The sequence below is a fragment of the Enterococcus sp. AZ103 genome (assembly GCF_051714685.1).
GTDB lineage: Bacteria > Bacillota > Bacilli > Lactobacillales > Enterococcaceae > Enterococcus_A > Enterococcus_A alishanensis.
The window spans coordinates 320,825-337,261 of record NZ_JBIOSI010000002.1; the positions used below are offsets into that span (position 1 = coordinate 320,825).

General features: G+C 36.0%; 16 protein-coding genes. 3 read left to right on the top strand and 13 right to left on the bottom strand.

The window, feature by feature from the left end:
- Window positions 1-127: 127 nt before the first annotated feature.
- The gene (locus tag ID741_RS16150; RefSeq protein WP_438720759.1) at window positions 128-820 is read left to right on the top strand and encodes an alpha/beta hydrolase; all 693 of its coding nucleotides are present in this window, start codon (window positions 128-130) and stop codon (window positions 818-820) included.
- Between the two features lie 34 nt (window positions 821-854).
- Here ID741_RS16150 and ID741_RS16155 read toward each other — a convergent pair whose 3' ends face one another.
- From ID741_RS16155 to ID741_RS16210, 12 genes are all read right to left on the bottom strand, one after another.
- Window positions 855-1,172 carry a PTS lactose/cellobiose transporter subunit IIA gene (locus ID741_RS16155; protein WP_438720760.1) on the bottom strand — a complete coding sequence of 106 codons (318 nt, stop codon included), beginning with the start codon at window positions 1,170-1,172 and terminating at the stop codon, window positions 855-857.
- A 15-nt stretch (window positions 1,173-1,187) separates the two neighbouring features.
- Window positions 1,188-1,706, bottom strand: coding sequence for a GrdB-related putative oxidoreductase (locus ID741_RS16160; protein ID WP_438720761.1), 519 nt, complete (start codon window positions 1,704-1,706; stop codon window positions 1,188-1,190).
- A gap of 12 nt (window positions 1,707-1,718) precedes the next feature.
- Window positions 1,719-3,074: a PTS cellobiose transporter subunit IIC gene (gene celB / locus ID741_RS16165; RefSeq protein ID WP_438720762.1), complete on the bottom strand. Its 1,356-nt coding sequence runs from the start codon at window positions 3,072-3,074 to the stop codon at window positions 1,719-1,721.
- 19 nt (window positions 3,075-3,093) lie between these two features.
- Window positions 3,094-3,423 (bottom strand): PTS sugar transporter subunit IIB, encoded by a 330-nt coding sequence (locus tag ID741_RS16170; RefSeq protein WP_438720763.1) that lies wholly within the window; start codon window positions 3,421-3,423, stop codon window positions 3,094-3,096.
- A gap of 18 nt (window positions 3,424-3,441) precedes the next feature.
- Window positions 3,442-4,395: a N(4)-(beta-N-acetylglucosaminyl)-L-asparaginase gene (locus ID741_RS16175; protein WP_218325668.1), complete on the bottom strand. Its 954-nt coding sequence runs from the start codon at window positions 4,393-4,395 to the stop codon at window positions 3,442-3,444.
- Window positions 4,396-4,602: 207 nt separating this feature from the next.
- Window positions 4,603-5,898 carry a Sapep family Mn(2+)-dependent dipeptidase gene (locus ID741_RS16180; protein ID WP_438720765.1) on the bottom strand — a complete coding sequence of 432 codons (1,296 nt, stop codon included), beginning with the start codon at window positions 5,896-5,898 and terminating at the stop codon, window positions 4,603-4,605.
- Window positions 5,899-5,910: 12 nt separating this feature from the next.
- Entirely contained in the window at window positions 5,911-6,639 is a 729-nt protein-coding gene (locus ID741_RS16185; RefSeq protein ID WP_438720766.1) for a GntR family transcriptional regulator, LSA1692 subfamily, read from the bottom strand.
- Window positions 6,640-6,648: 9 nt separating this feature from the next.
- Window positions 6,649-8,250, bottom strand: coding sequence for an aspartate 4-decarboxylase (gene aspD / locus ID741_RS16190; RefSeq protein WP_438720767.1), 1,602 nt, complete (start codon window positions 8,248-8,250; stop codon window positions 6,649-6,651).
- A 176-nt stretch (window positions 8,251-8,426) separates the two neighbouring features.
- Window positions 8,427-8,777 (bottom strand): MerR family transcriptional regulator, encoded by a 351-nt coding sequence (locus ID741_RS16195; protein WP_218325664.1) that lies wholly within the window; start codon window positions 8,775-8,777, stop codon window positions 8,427-8,429.
- 370 nt (window positions 8,778-9,147) lie between these two features.
- Entirely contained in the window at window positions 9,148-9,828 is a 681-nt protein-coding gene (locus ID741_RS16200; protein WP_438720768.1) for a fructose-6-phosphate aldolase, read from the bottom strand.
- 11 nt (window positions 9,829-9,839) lie between these two features.
- On the bottom strand, window positions 9,840-12,284 hold the full coding sequence (locus tag ID741_RS16205; protein WP_438720769.1) for a glycyl radical protein: 2,445 nt from the start codon (window positions 12,282-12,284) through the stop codon (window positions 9,840-9,842).
- A gap of 115 nt (window positions 12,285-12,399) precedes the next feature.
- Window positions 12,400-13,143 (bottom strand): DeoR/GlpR family DNA-binding transcription regulator, encoded by a 744-nt coding sequence (locus ID741_RS16210; protein WP_218325661.1) that lies wholly within the window; start codon window positions 13,141-13,143, stop codon window positions 12,400-12,402.
- Window positions 13,144-13,294: 151 nt separating this feature from the next.
- Here ID741_RS16210 and ID741_RS16215 point away from each other — a divergent pair, with 151 nt between their 5' ends.
- The gene (locus ID741_RS16215) at window positions 13,295-14,065 is read left to right on the top strand and encodes a glycyl-radical enzyme activating protein (RefSeq protein WP_438720770.1); all 771 of its coding nucleotides are present in this window, start codon (window positions 13,295-13,297) and stop codon (window positions 14,063-14,065) included.
- Between the two features lie 96 nt (window positions 14,066-14,161).
- Window positions 14,162-15,121: a hypothetical protein gene (locus tag ID741_RS16220; RefSeq protein ID WP_438720771.1), complete on the top strand. Its 960-nt coding sequence runs from the start codon at window positions 14,162-14,164 to the stop codon at window positions 15,119-15,121.
- 43 nt (window positions 15,122-15,164) lie between these two features.
- Here the strand turns inward: ID741_RS16220 and ID741_RS16225 are convergent, their stop codons facing one another.
- Window positions 15,165-16,280, bottom strand: coding sequence for a tyrosine-type recombinase/integrase (locus ID741_RS16225; RefSeq protein WP_438720772.1), 1,116 nt, complete (start codon window positions 16,278-16,280; stop codon window positions 15,165-15,167).
- Window positions 16,281-16,437 lie beyond the last annotated feature (157 nt).

Below are 16,437 nucleotides of genomic sequence, written 5' to 3' on the forward strand. Positions count from 1 at the left end.
ACCGTTTAACGGTAACACGCAAAATATCAAAGTACAAAAATAACAACCTAATATTTCGCCAAAAAACAATCAAATTTTTCTTCTCATAGAAAAAAATGATATACTGGAAAAAATAAAGGAGAAAATGATGAAAATCCAACATAATACGCTTAATTCTATTTCAATCACTATCTATGGTGAGCCTTCTGAAAAAGTCTATCTCTATCTCCACGGTCAAAATGGCAATCAAGAAGAAGCAGCATTTGCCGCAAGAATATTAACTACAAAAGGGTGGCAAGTGGTCGCATATGACCTACCAGAACATGGCACCCGAAAAAATAGTTCAGAAAAATTTGTCCCTTGGGAAGTCATACCTGAGCTTAAAAATTTGTATCAAACCTTAAAACAAAATTGGACTACCATTGCTTTATATGGTAACAGTATTTCTGCTTGGTTTAGTTTGCTGGCTTTTGCTGATATACAACTCGATTATTGTTTATTAGTTTCACCAGTTGTTGATATGGAAAAATTGATAACAAAGATGATGTCGTGGGCCCAAGTCAGTGAAGTCCAATTAGAGCAGGAGCAACTAATTGAAACTGATTTCGGTCAAACCTTGTCGTGGCAATATTTTACTTATACAAGAACACATCCTGTAACCAACTGGCAAATTCCCACAAAAATTATGTTTGGCGAAAATGACAACTTAACTAGTCTAGCTGAAATCAGGTCCTTCGCAGAAAAATATCACTGTCAACTAACAGTAATGCCTGGCGGCGAACATTGGTTTCATACCGAGGAACAGTTACAATTTTTATCGACATGGTTAAACAAAGTATAAAAATTGCCTTGCCAAAACGGCAAGGCAATTTTTATTATTTACTATCTAAGCGGTGATACAAATCAATCAATTCTTGCGTCAAACCTAAATAAGAAATAGCATTCATTAAATGATCCTGACTGTGAACCATTAATAAAGTTACTGTTGTGTGATCGCCGCTAGCTTCAGCGGTTAGTAAACCCGTTTGAACATTGTGGGCTTCAACTAATGCTTCATTTGCCGCTATCATTTTTTCTTCTGCCAAAATGAAATTACCTTTTTTAGCTGCTGTTAATGCGGCAACAGCTTCTGCTTTAGCATTGCCAGCATTCATGATTAATCCCATGACTACTTGTAATTGTTCATCATTCATCTGTGATCCTCTTTTCTAAAAACAAATCTCTTTTTCTAATTCCGTCGTATCATTACCTTTAGCTTTTTCCGAAACTAACAAAGCCATATTTTTAAATGAATCGTTTAAACCAATCCCGCCTTTTTTTGGCATTTTTACAATTGGTTCTTGATCCTTATACACTTCTGTCGCCGGATTTTCCACCGACATTGAAGAAATAGCTGGAATGCCGTAATCATTAAACGATTTTGTTAAAGCACCGGCCATTTCACCAAAATTTGGATAATGCATCGCTGGTCCCACTAACACAGCTTCCGCTCCAAATTTCTTAGCAAAACCAATAAATTTTTTAGTGACTTCTTCTGGATGTGTCAGATAATACTGGTCACCACAATATAAGGTCGCAATAATTTCGCTATCATGCTCTTTCAAATAAGGAGTTAACGTTTGCCCTGGTCCTAAAGGGGCTTTTTTCCCACCTGGAGCTAAATCAGCATGCTCATCGCTTCCCATACCTGCCTGTACATGATTCAATACTAAAATAATTTTTTTCATCATTTTTACCTCTTAAATGTCGTCAAAATCAAAATCATCAAAGTCAATTTCTTCTGATTCTTCTTCGACAGCTTCTCGTTCTTCACGCAAATATTGATCATCCATCACTTTAATAAATGGATAATAAATAAACATTCCTAAAACAAATAATAATGCCTGTAATACTGCTCCTTGCCAACCACTAACTAAGAAACCAGAAATAATTGGTGGTGTTGTCCATGGTAACTGAATCCCATTAGTTAAAGGAACCAAGCCCCAATCCATCGCAAAGTAAGAAATAATAATATTAATCGTCGGTACTAAAGCAAAAGGAATTAAAATAAGTGGATTCAAGACAATTGGTAAACCAAAAATAATCGGTTCATTAATCCCAAAAATACCTGGCACTAATGACAATTGAGATAATTTTTTGATTCGTTGACTCTTACAGAAAATTACCATTACTAGAATCAATGATAAGGTCGAACCAGCTCCACCAAAAGTAGCAAACATATCTTGAAATTGACCAGTAATAATATTTGGAATTTCGTGTCCATCTTTAAAAGCTTGTAAATTTTCAACTGATAAAGCCCGTAAAACTGGATTGAATACTGCGCCAACGACACTGCTTCCGTTGATCCCAAAGAACCAGAAGAAGTGTAAGAAAATATAAGCGATAATCATTGCGCCTAGAGTATTTCCTAAGCTTAATAATGGTGTTTGTAAAAATTGGAAAATGACATCTTGTAAATTACCAAATGAAGTCAATGAAACCAACCAGTTAATAATAAACATAATAAAGACAACAACAAAACTTGGAATTAAAGCTTCAAAAGATTTAACAACGGTTGGCGGTACCCCTTCAGGCATCTTAATCGTCCAGCCTTTATTTAAAATAAAGACAAATAGTCTGGTTGAAATCAATGCTACGATCATGCCTAAGAATAGACCGCTAGAACCCATCCATTTTAAAGGCAAGCTAGTCACTTCATAAACTGCTGTACTATTTTCAGGAGTAAATAAAGTCGTATACGGTGTCAAAATAAAGAAAGAAACTAAAGCAATAATACCAGCTTGCATTGCATCTACTTTAAATTGACGGCCTAAACTATAAGCAATCCCGACTACGGCTAGAATCGTCATCACATCAAAGCTGGCACTAGCTGGAACCGACATCATTGTTGCCCAATTGTCTCCTAAAATATTCGACATCCAAGTGTCCCAATTTGGTAATGGGAAATTGGCTAACAGCAAGAATACTGATCCCACAATTAACAATGGGGTAGATAATAAGAAACCGTCTCGAATAGCTACTAAATATTTATTTTCGCCAATAACTTTAGCCATCGGTGTCAAGACTCTTTCTAACCAACCTAAAAATTTCTGCATGTTACTTTTTCACTCCATCCTACTTTTTATTTTGCTTGATTAATTTTAAAGCTTCTTTTAATGCTTTTTCGCCATCCATCATTCCATAAATTTCTGGTTCAATCGCAGCTACAGGAATGCCTTGAGGACTAAATTGTTCTTTCGTTTTTTCTAGCAAAAATTTCACTTGGGGACCTAATAAAATTGCAACTGGCTTTTCTTTATCCACAACTTCTTGTGCTCGTGCCACGGGAAAAGCAGTAATTTGCAATGGCATATTATGTTTAGTCACAACTTCCATCATTTTGTTCACCATAATACTTGTTGACATACCTGCATCACAGAATAAATAAATTTGTTTTATTGCCATAATTTTCATCCTCCTAGATTATTCAATTGGTGCTTTAATTCTTTTTTCGTAAGCGTCCAACCACTCTTGGGTGATTGATTCTATTTTTGTGGTATGATTTTCTCCCATGTTGGCGATAAAAATCTGAGGTGCCTCTTTATCATTGCCAACGCTAAAAGTAAATTCAACATTGGTAGCGACTCCCCACTCACCAGCTTTATTCATAGCTATTAGTGAAAAGGCGCCGGCTTTTCCATAACGCGCAGTTAATTTATCATGAAACTCGTATACGGCCTTGTCACAAGCTGCTTGAGGCGATAAACCTTCTCCCATTAAGCGAACAATTTCATAAGACAAACAGCCTTTCATTAAATCTTCCCCTAAACCTGTTGCAGTAGCACCCCCAATTTGACTATCGACATAAAAGCCAGAACCAGATAATGGTGAATCACCTACTCGACCAGGTTTTTTCATGAACAGACCTGAACTTGAAGTCCCAGCCGTCATAGAACCCATTTGATCTAATGTGATTGCGCCAACTGTATCGTGACCATTATAAGGGTTTAAATTATTTTCATGGATTTCTTTTAATCGTTTTTCCCAAATTTTATGCGCTCGTTCGGTCAACATATTTTTCCGATGAAATCCTTCAGTCATGGCATATCTTGTGGCACCTTCTCCAACTCGAAAACTATTGAATTTGTCATCACTAAGCTTTCTTGCTACAGAAATTGGATTACTGACATCGGTAATTCCGGCAACTGCTCCTATTTTAAAACTATCGCCATCCATAAAGGCGGCATCCATTTCTAAAATTCCTTCCGCATTCGGTAACCCACCATAGCCAACTGATTTATAATACGGATAATCCTCCACTGTTTTAATCAATTCCTCTACGGCATCACCAGAATGCTGCTTTCGTTCTAATAAATCCAGCGCTTTTACCACACCATCGTGGGCCATGCGCCAAGTTGCTATTGCTCCCCAGACCATTGATTCGCTCCTTCCGTTAACGCTTTCATCACGTTGTTGTCTTTATTATAGATAGTATATACTATTTTGTATATACTAATTGCAAAAATAATTCTATTTTTTCATTTTTTTCTAAATAAACTTTTAGAAAATTCTCTAATAATCAAATTACAAAAAGGCAAACTACACAAAAAAGTCGCAGCTCATAAGAACTGCGGCATAAAAATACTATTGATTCAAAGCAACAATTGCTGCCATATAAATCTCCATATTTTTTAATAAATCAATTTCATCCATGTATTCATCTTTGTTATGGGCAATTCCTTTTTGACCTGGAAAAGAAGGTCCAAAAGCAACAATATTGGGCATGAAACGGGCATAAGTTGCACCCGTTGTGGTTACAGGTGTCCCATCTAAACCAGTCGCTTTTTCGTAAACTTCAGATAATTTTTGAACATTTTTATTGGCTTTAGGAAATTGGGTACTTTTAATCCGTCGTACCACTTTTAAATGACTATCCGCAAAAAGATTTTTCTCTAAGGTGTTAGTCACTTCTTCTTCGGTTACCGAGATAGGGTAACGGATCGCTACAGACAAAGCCAACCCATTAGCTGTTTTGATGAGTTCATAAGGGGTGATCATTAGCTTTCCACTATCTGCATCTTCAAAAGCTAATCCTAGACCCTCGCCATGATGCTTTTCAGCCAAACTGTCTTTTAGCCAAGTAAAGTAAGCCAATAATTTTCCTGTCAATAATTTTTCTGCCGTCAGTTTTTCCGCCAATAGCGTAATGGCATTTTCACCAAGCTCTGGAGCGTTAGATGGTGCTCTTTTTCCACTAACTGAGATCACTTGACCATTAACTGTCAGACTTAATGCATCAGGTACATGATCTTTGGCCTGATCACCAATAAAATCACCTAGTAATGCCAATTCATCTGTTGAAAAAGCTGTCTCAATTTGATAATTAACAATACCACGTTCACCGTAAACAACCGGATACTTTCCATCTGGAGTAAAACCAAATGTCGGTGCCTTTTGATGTTTTAAATAAAGTGGCAGATCACTGCTACCACTTTCTTCATCGGTACCAAAAATAACTCGAAAAGTTTTTCGGTTAACTAAGCCAGCTTCTTTTAATAATTTCAGCCCAAACAGACACGCCATAATTGGTCCTTTATTATCCAGAATACCTCGACCATAAAAACGTCCATTTGCTAAACTTAAATCAAACGGTGGATAACTCCAGCCATCGCCAGCAGGCACTACGTCTAAATGACCCACAACACCAATATATGAATCATCTTCACCCCACTGAGCATAACCTACTGCATCTTCAACAACATTTGTATAAAATCCGTACTCTGCTGCCAAATTCATGACCACTTCTAACACAGTTCTTGGTTCCTTACCGAATGGCGCTCCAGGTTCAGCAGCACCTTTAACACTAGCAACTGACATTACTTTTTGTAAATCTTGATAAAAATCTAATTTATTGGCTTCAATTAATTCTCTAATATCCACAAACTGCGCCTCCTAATGGCTGTAACGAGTCAAAGTATTTTTAAATGTATATCGATCCGCACGATAATAAGACAAATCAAATAAAATCGGGGTCGCATCAATCGCATAAGTCACTGAATGGACTTGCAACATCGGATTTCCCACCGGAACCTCTAACAATGTTGAAATTTCTGGTTCAACTAAAATTGCTTCAACTTCTTGATGGGAATAGGCAATCTCAACTTTCTTTTCTAGTTGTTTGAATAGCGATCCTTCAAAATCAGTTTTTTTCAACCCTGCGATATAAACTTCTGGTAAATAGGTTTTTTCCACTGTCATTGGTTCATCATCTAATATCCGGCGGCGAACCAATTCATAAATAGTATCATTTTTCGTCAAATTCAAAGCTTTCAACATCTCTTCTGTCGGCTCACAAACGCCAAAGGAAATTACTTCTGTTTTACTGGATTTACCATAAGCTTTAGCTGCTTCGGTAAATCCAACTAAACCATCACGACCACTTTGAATTTTTTGCTGTGACATCACGTAACTACCTTTTCCACGACGCTTTACGATTATATTTTTTTTGATTAAATCATCAATCGCTTTACGAATAGTCAAACGACTACAATTAAATTCTTTTGCTAAATCGTATTCAGATGGTAGCTTCTGCGAACTAACATAGATTCCCTCGCGAATTCTTTTTTCAATTTCAGCCGAAACTTGATCAAAAATCGCTTGAGTAGCTTTTTTTTCTTCCATATGAATCCCCTATTTCTGTTTAGATTTTAGCCATTCATCTTTAATTTTTTCAGATAAACGAATAATTCTATCTCCAACCTCACTATACTGATTTGTTGCTAAATTGGCTAGTGAAATTCGTACTGACCAATCATCGCTACCGAAAGCATTGGCTTTTAAGAGCATCAATTGCTCATTTTGAGCTAGCGTTGTCAGAAATTTAGTAACATTCCAGCGTTGACTTAAATAATTGGAAAAATCTGTTCCGTAGCGTTTTTCTGTCCAATCTTTAAAATTAATTTCACAATAATAAGCAGTATTTAAAGCCGGTAATGGTTCTTCAATGCCCAATTTATCAAATAATAATTTTTCTCGTGTGTGACAAATTTCCATCACTTCTTCTTTATAAGCCTGTCCTTCATCTAACAATGAATACAAACTAAACAAGGCCATCATAACTTGTTGGACTGAGGATAAACCTGCCGCATGGTTCAACGCCACGTCTCGACTATCAGCAACCAACCGATCGATAAAACTAGTCTCTTGTGGATTTTCATTTAATGAAAGATAACGCAATCTTAACTTTTCTTTCACCTCATTCGGCAACTCCTGCACCAACTGATCAAAAATATTTTCCTTCGCCACAGCAATGGTACCTATTCGCCAGCCAGTAGCGCCAAAATATTTTGAATAGGAGTAAATACAAGCTGTATTAAAAGGTAATTCCGTAAATAACGAACGGAATTCTGGGACAAAAGTTCCATAAACATCATCAGTTAAAATCATTAAATTGGGATTGTCATGAGCGACAATTTCTTTGATTTGATCAATCGTTGATTGGCACATTGCATTTGCTGTAGGGTTACTAGGATTGACAACAAAAACAGCTTTGATTTGCGGGTCTTTCAAACGATCAATTTCTGCCGAACTATATTGATAAGTCGTCTTCCCTAATAAAATTGTTTGTTCTGCAAGAATTTTTTCCACTTCAAAATGGTACTGAGGTAGTTCAGGAATCTCTAAATAAGGTGCGAAAGTTGGCAGTAATAACGCAATTTTATCTCCCTTATTTAACAAATGGTTGTTAAATAAAGTATCAAATAAATAACAGATACCTGCTGTTCCACCTTCCACTGCAAAAATATCGAAAGGAACAGCTTGATTAGAAAACAACTCCTGATTTAAGTAATTTTTTATTGGTTCTTCGCAAGCTGGCAAGCAACGCACTGGGTTAGGATAGTTGTCACCAATTAAATAATCTAAGATTTGATTTAACCACTGAGATTTTATTAAACCAAAATAATTTTCCTGACTATGCCAAATTTCTTTAAGAAAATCACTGCCTTTTCCCGGATGAGTACTTAAAAATTTTTCAAAACGCTTATCTACATCATTGTCTTTTGAAATCATTCCAGCAGTTAAAATACCTTCTGTATTCAGGGTTTCCATTGTCGCGAATTGTCCTAATAAAAAGAAAGCCTCACGTGGCGTCGGAGCTGTCCAGTTGGGATTTCCCCTCCCAGCGTTTAATAACCTTTGCCGATTCTTTGGATCTTTACTAATTTCTTTTTCTAAAAATAAACTTAATTCAAAGGGACTCATTTGTTCAGTACAATTGTCTGTCATGGTCATAAAATCATCCTCACATTATTAAAAGTATATACCATATAGTATATACTAATTATAAATGAAGAGATTTCAAGTTTCCTAAGATAATTCTTACTCAACTGACCGAAATTATTAATGTTTTGTAACCCTTTTCTATCCTATATCAAAAAAACTGATGCATCACTGCATCAGTTAAAAATTTATTGAATGGCTTCATAATTAGCAATTTTATAATTCAATCGCTCCAATGTTTCGCCCATTTCCTGATAGCGTTCCATCAGTTGTTCTCTTTCCTTCTTCAGTATCTCTTTACGTTCTTCTTCAGTTCCCCTACCGATTTGATATAAATTAGTATAATTAATTAATGAGTCAATCGATAAGCCGGCATTTCGCATGCATTTGATAAATTCAATCCAACCTAAATCTTCTTCTGAATAGTCTCTTACACCACCACTTTTGCGATTAATCGGTGGAATTAATCCAACTTTTTCATAATAACGTAAAGTCACTGGTGTTAATTCAGACATTTCTGCTACTTTAGAGATATTCATGGCCTTCACATTCCTTTTCTTAATCTTAACGTTAGCATAAAGCTTTTTAGTCATTTTGACCAATACTTATCTTGAATAACGATCTATGCTTTTTAGCTATGGTAGACAAAAAAATACCTAGCTCCTATTTCCGTAAGAGCTAGGCTTCAGAGAAGTGTATACCAAACTGTGGGAACAGCTTTTGGGGAAGTGTACACTTCAAAAATGAAAGCGGTTATCTTGTTACAAACTTATTGTATCACACTTGTTTTTATAAATCAAAAAGATTTAATATTTATAATTATTTTGACCAAACAAAACATTTCGCGAAATTACAATATTTTCTGACAAGACAGCAATATTTCAAAAATATTATTTTAAATATTGAAAATTATAAATCTGCAACTGTTACATTTTCACCAAATATGGATGACCAATCTTTTGAAAAATCTAAAACAGCCTGATTGATTGATGGCATTGCAAAAGCTGTGGCCAAAATATCTGGTCCCATGGTAGCCGCTTGTGCTCCGCTTTCTAATGCAGCAGTCACTTGGCCAACATTCTTAAAACTAGCGGCTAAAATTTTTGATTTGCTATTGGTGCGACTGATTTCTTCCGCCATCTCAAAAACCGCTTCTCTCGGATCAATATTTAAGTTTTCCATCCGATTGAAGTACGGTGCTAAATAATCTGCGCCTGCTGCGATTGCTAAATAAGCTTGCATTTTAGTATAAATCGCCGTTGCAGTCACATTGATTCCACGACGTTTCAGCTCTTTCATCACTTGAATACCGGCTTCAGTAGTCGGTATTTTAATGTAGACTTGCTGATCAATTTTAGCTAAGATTGCTTCTGCATCCTTGATCATACCTTCATAATCTTCGGCAATTACTTGAACATGCAAAGTTTTGTCCGTTCCAATGATTTCCCGAATTTTTTTCATGTGATTGAAAAAATCAATTTTCCCTTCCTTTTTTATAATTGAAGGATTAGAGGTTACACCAGCGATTGGTAACGTCTGATTGTATTGCTGAATATCTTCTAAGTTAGCTGTGTCTAATAAAAATTTCATCTTATTCACTCCTATAAAGTATGTTCTGTTCGCGCAATAATATCATCTTGAGTGGCTTTTGATAATACATGGAAGAAAGCTGAATATCCGGCTACCCGCACGATTAAATCGCGGTGTTTTTCTGGATGAATTTGAGCATCAATTAAGGTTTCACGACTGACAACATTGTATTGAATATGATAGCCATGTAGCTTATTGAAAAATGCTCTCAATAACATAATTAATTTTTGTTTGTCACTTTCTTTAGCCAAAGTTTGCGGGTTGACTTTTTGATTCAGTAACACGCCGCCAATGATTTCTTCAGTAGGTAATTTGGCCACTGTTTTTAAAACGGCGGTTGGACCATTTTTATCCATATTATGCGTTGGTGAACAGCCCTCTGCTAGCGGCGTCCAAGCGTTTCGCCCATCTGGTGTCGCCATTGTTTCTTTTCCTTGTCCCACATTAGCAGAAATGGATGAGGTCCCAGAATAACGCACCCCACCAATTGGTCCACGACCATAACGAGTATTAGGATATTTCTTAACTTCTTCAATATAACTATCATAAGCTTTGGTTCCCAAGCAATCAACCGCATCATCGTCATTGCCATATTTAGGGACATCATGAAGAATCATTTGTTGAATTTCTTGCCCTCGCTCTCCTTGATAATTATTCATTAAGGCTTCCCAAAGTTCGCTAGTTGTCATTTTTTGTTCTTCAAAAACCAATTGTTTAATTGCAGCTAATGAGTCAGATAAGTTAGCAATTCCTACCTGTAAACCAGAAATAAAGTCATAGATTGCGCCACCTTCTTTTAGCGTCTTTCCGCGGCCAATACAATCTTCTGTTAAAGTTGAACATAAAATATCTGGTACTTCTCGTTCTAACCCAAGATCAATCGCATTTTCAACAATTACACTCATCCGAGTCAATTCTCGCACCGTTTTATCCCAGGCTTCCGATAACTCTTCGTAGGATTTCATTTGACTAAAATGTCCATAGCCTTTGACAAATCGTTTGCCCGAAACTGGATCGATCCCATCATTCATGGCAATCATCAAAATTTTAGGGAAGTTCATATAACTCATGCCTGTACAACGATAGCCCCATTTTCCGGGAACAGCCGTTTCTACACAACCAATCGCACTATAATTGTAAGCATCCTCTTCTGAGACCCCGATATTTTTAAACGATGGAATAATCACTTCATCATTATTAAAGGCTGGCATGCCAAAACCAAGTTTCATCACTTCAATACATTCATTCATAAAGTCCTGCTCTAAACCCGCATGGTAACGAACAGATAAGTTCGGCTGCGGTAATTTCGTCTGAGCAACACTTTTTAAAACTAAATAAGACATTTGGTTCACAGCATCTTTTTTGTCAGTGGTTTGTCCACCAATCGTCACGTTTTGATATAACGGACTGCCAGCTGATGAAAAAGTATGGGACTGGCTGCGGACCTTATTAACTGTCAACGTTTTAATCCATAAATTGGTTAACAGTTCAACAGCTGCTGCTTCAGTAATTTTTCCTTTTTCTAAATCATGCACCAAGTAAGGATTCATATATTGATCAAAACGGCCGTAAGATAATGAATGACCATTAGATTCAATTTGTAAAATTAATTGAATAAACCATACCGCTTGTATCGCTTCATGAAATGTTTCAGCTGGTTGAAAAGGAACTTTAGCGGTAATGCGACTGATTTCTAATAATTCAGCACGACGCGCCGGATTTGTTTCTACTTCTGCTTTTTTAGCAGCTAATTTTGAAAAACGTTCTGCGTATGTTTTAACTGCATCAATGGTAATAAATACTGAAATATAAAAATGATACTTGTCAATATTTTCTGGTTGGGTCAAATCTAACGCTGCTTTGGCTTCACGGGCTCGTTGCTCGTATCCCTGAAGTCCAACTGCTAACATTTTTTGGTAATCGACAGCCAAATGGGCATCCCCTGAATTCATCTTACCTTCCATACCGAAGAAACCTGTTTCCATGAAAACATTTACTTCATCTGGTAATAAAGCACCTGCTCGCGCCCGTAGATTATTATTTTCCCAGAAGGGTGCAATCCTTCTAAGCTGTTCTTTTGTTTCCTCAGTAATATAAAAGACATCACCATCTCGTTGATCAAATAAATCAAGTTCATTCAAAACAAATTCTAAAGTATACTCTGGAAAAATCGGTGCATCTTTATTTCCGGAAGCTTGGTTACCGACAATTAAAGTTTCATCTTCAATATAAATCGACATATTTTCTAAAATATTCTGTAACATCAAAGCACGTTTCATGACTGCTGGTTGGTTTTGATGCTCTTGATAAGACTCAGTTGCTAATAAAGCCCGTTCAGCATCAATATAAGCTTTTTTTGTTAATACAGATTCACGGTAATTGTTCATACGTTCGGTTAAATAGCCAAAATGAGACGGATTTTCGACAGTTGGGTTTGTTTTTACTGCTGGATTCATTTTCTTCACTCATTTCATTTGAAATATTTTTATATTACTTTCGAAACTATGATAACATGTGAACAAACTTTCCGTCAATAAATATTTAAAAAAAAGACCAACCGCAATGGTTGGTTTAAACAGTTGATACGGTGATCTCTCTTTTAGTTAAAAACGTGACTACTTCATCAGTAATTCGTTGATCTGTAAAGACTTGGCTGATTTCATTAAAATCAAATTCTTTAATCACTCCAGACTGGTTAAACTTAGATGCATCAGTTAATATAATTGTTTCTTCAGCGGCGGTTGCCAATACTCGAGTCGTGTTGCAGCGAGTAATATCGCTACCAGTAAAACCTCTTTTCGGATCAAAGCCATCAATCCCGATAAATAAACGATCCACATGAAATTCGCTAACAATTCTTTCTACTAAAGGACCTACATTGACCTGAGATTCTTTTTGGTACTCTCCTCCTAATAAAACTATTTTAACTGAATCAGCCTTTCTTACATATGAAGCAATAAAACAAGAATTCGTAATAATCGTGATATCCTTTTTCCGATAAGCTAATTCTTCTGCTAATAAAGAACAAGTTGAGCCAGATTCAATCATTACAACATCACCATCATTGACTAATTTAGCGGCTTCTTTGGCAATTTTTAATTTCAAATCGTAATTTTGTGCCAGTCTAAAATTAATATCATCACTATTATTTAATAAGGCAAAGCCGTGCTGGCGGTGAATAATTCCACGACTTTCTAATTTATCTAAATCTTTTCGAATCGTCACTTGAGAAACATTTAATTGTTCTGCCAATTGATTCACTTGTATTTTTTTTTCTTGACTAACAATCGCAATAATCTCTTCTTCTCTAGACATTTAATCCCTCATTTCTGCTTCATTAGCATAACACAAAAAATTTAGAGGAACAAATTTTCACAACAAGTTAGTTTCATTTGAAACTTTCATTGTTTACGAATAGGTTTTTATTTGCTAAAATGAAGTTGAACTTTGGAAGGAGTCCTGACAAATGGAACCAGCTTGTATTTTTAATATTCAAAAATTTAGCATCCACGACGGTCCTGGTATTCGAACAGTTGTTTTTTTCAAAGGATGCCCATTAAGTTGTTATTGGTGCGCCAATCCTGAATCACAAAATGGTCGCCCAGAAAAAATGTGGGATCAATCTAAAAAAGCTTTTACTACAGTGGGAGAATATAAATCAATTGAAGAAATTATTGTTGAGGTGATGAAGGATGAAGTTTTTTATGAAGAATCTGGCGGAGGTGTTACCTTATCTGGTGGTGAAGTATTGTACCAAGCCAAATTTGCCACGGAACTTTTGCGCCAATTAAAGGAAAAAAATATCCATACTGCTAGTGAAACAACTGGCTTCGCGCGATTTGAAGTTTTTCAAAAATTTATCGCTCAAGTTGACTTATTGTATTTTGATGTCAAGCATCATGATGAAGCGGCTCACAAAGCCGGTGTTGGCGTATCATTACAACCTATTTTAAAAAACTTGGCGGAAGCGGTTGCTCATCACCCTCATTTGATTGTCAGAATTCCGGTGATTCCCCAATATAATGATGGCGAAGATAATGCCCAAAAATTCGCCGAACTTTTTCAAGACATGCAGATTAAACAAGTTGAGTTACTGCCCTTCCATCAATTTGGCGAAAAAAAATACCAGTATTTAGATCGCTCTTATCAAATGCACGATGTACCGCAAATTCAACCAGAAGAATTGGTTTACTTTCAAGAAATTATGGAAGCTCACGGGATTAATTGTCATATCTAATAAAAATATTCGTTCATCCTTGTTTAGTTTATGGTACATTTAAGGTAAGAAAAACTGAACAGGATGTGAGATGATGAAGAAAAGGCTGCTTTTTTAATGAGTTTGTTGACTCTGTTTACATTAAGCGCTTGTGGGAATCGCGCAGAAACAACAGAGAGTACAACTACAATTAGTTCTTCTCAAATAGATAGCGATACTTATGTAAAACGTGCGCAAAAGTTTTACAATCAAAAAAAATATAAACAAGCGATTAAAGCCTTGCAAAGTGCATTGAATCACGACGGTGCTAATAAAAATCGGATTCGAAAAGATATTAAAGGAATAAAATTACTCCAAGAAGTTATCCAATTACAAGACGACAATCAAACAGACGAAATCAAAGACACGATTGAGCGTTCCAACTTGTTATTGGATAAAAAAAATATGGCTTTCAAACGTTTGAAAAATATTTACGATGGTCTAGAAACCGTTACCAGCTCTTCTAAAGTGACGAAAACATCGGAAACAACTACGTCTGATGCCACAGGTAATGATTTGGCGGCTAGCTTTAGTTTGAGCAATGGTGGGGCTGATTCTACTTCTAACGTTAGTATTACTGTCACCAATCAAACCAATAAAGCCATTCGAGTAAATTCTGGACAATTTGGCTTTATTTATGCAGATAAAACTTATGGCGCCGATACAATCGGTGCAAACTATCAAGAAAGTCGCGAACTAGTGGCGGGAGCAACAACGACTTTTAGTAATGTCTTCTCAAATTTTGGCGATCAGCGGGCGCTTTATGGTTTCACTGTGACTTATGCTGGCCAAAATATTATTAATCAACCATCACAAGTTCCTGCGGGCGACACAATTCGAGCAGATATTGTCAACCGCTTAAATCAAGCAGAAGCAGATGCTATACAATACCAGCAACAAATTGCAGCTGAAGGCGGCGATCCAAATAGTGTGCAAAGTACTCCAGCAGCTGTTAACTTTGCAGCCACAAATTTAATGACGGAATATCCAGACTACCAAGATTTTATTACCGAAACTCTTCGTGGAATGGGCTATTAGTCAAAAAGATGTCACTAGTAAATTTTACTAATGGCGTCTTTTTTTATTGTAATGATTTCTCCATTTTTGCCAACGTTTTTCGCCGTTCATCAAATAATGAATCAGCATAAATATCCAATGTCATCTGGGTAGAAGCGTGACCTAAAATTGCACTAACTGACATTATATCAGCCTTTGATTCTAAACAACGAGTTGCAAAAGTGTGACGAAGTTGGTGGAACGTAATGTGTTCTAGGTCTGCTGTTCTTCTGATTTTATGAAAATAGTAGGTTAGCAGTCTTGGGTCATAGGGTTTTGGAGAATTGGAAAAAATAAATTCGTGGATTGGTGTTTGTTTTTTATATTTAAGCAGCTCGGCTTTTAATTGTGAACTAATTGGAATTTCTCTAAGAGACGAGAGTGTTTTAGGTGTAGAAATCGTCAAATTTGTTTTTTTATTCCCTTGTTTTGTTGAGTTTACTCGAGTAATTGTATGTCGGACAAATATTTTATTGTCGCTAAAATCAATATCCTGCCAGTGTAAAACCGCTATTTCACCGATACGCATACCCGTTCGCAAGGCAAGTAAAACTGCAAAACTAGGTAAGGCGCTATCGCTTTTCACTACCATTTCCAATTTCTTCTGTTCTCTACGGCTTAATGCATGAATATTATTAGCTTTAGCCTTGGGGAAAACTATTTTTTGGTAAGGTGACTGAAGTATTATTTCACTTACTACTGCAGCAGTTAAGCATCTTTTTAAGATTCCAAACGTGACCCGCAAGGTACTAGTAGAGCGGCCTTCCCGCTGTAATTGATTAACCAATGTCTGAATTGTTGCGTTAGATAACTCGTTTAATTCCTGCTCTCCCAGGTAAGGAATAATATATTGATTCATTTTAAATACATAGCTGTCTCTTGTGGAAGGTTTTAAATATTCTTTATTTTCATCTAGCCAAATTTCAATCCACTCGATTAGCTTCATCTGATTATTATCATCAGAAGCTTTCGGCTTTTGATAATGAGTGTATTGCGTCTTTAATTTTTCTTTCACTTGTTGAAAAGTTGGACCATAAATATAGCCGTATTTTATTTTCACTGCTTCAGTCCTATCTTTGATATAGCGCCCTTCCCAACGTCCATCTTTTCTCCTATAAATATTTTCCCCTATTTGTGTCATGGAATATCCTCCTTAAATACTATCGGAATAAAATTTTAAAAAAACACTCCGAATCTTTACAATAATTTGTAATTTTTATCAATACATTATTTTTAACTAATTATCGGTATTAAAAAAACAAAAAAATTACCTTTAAAGAGACATTTTCTCATTTATT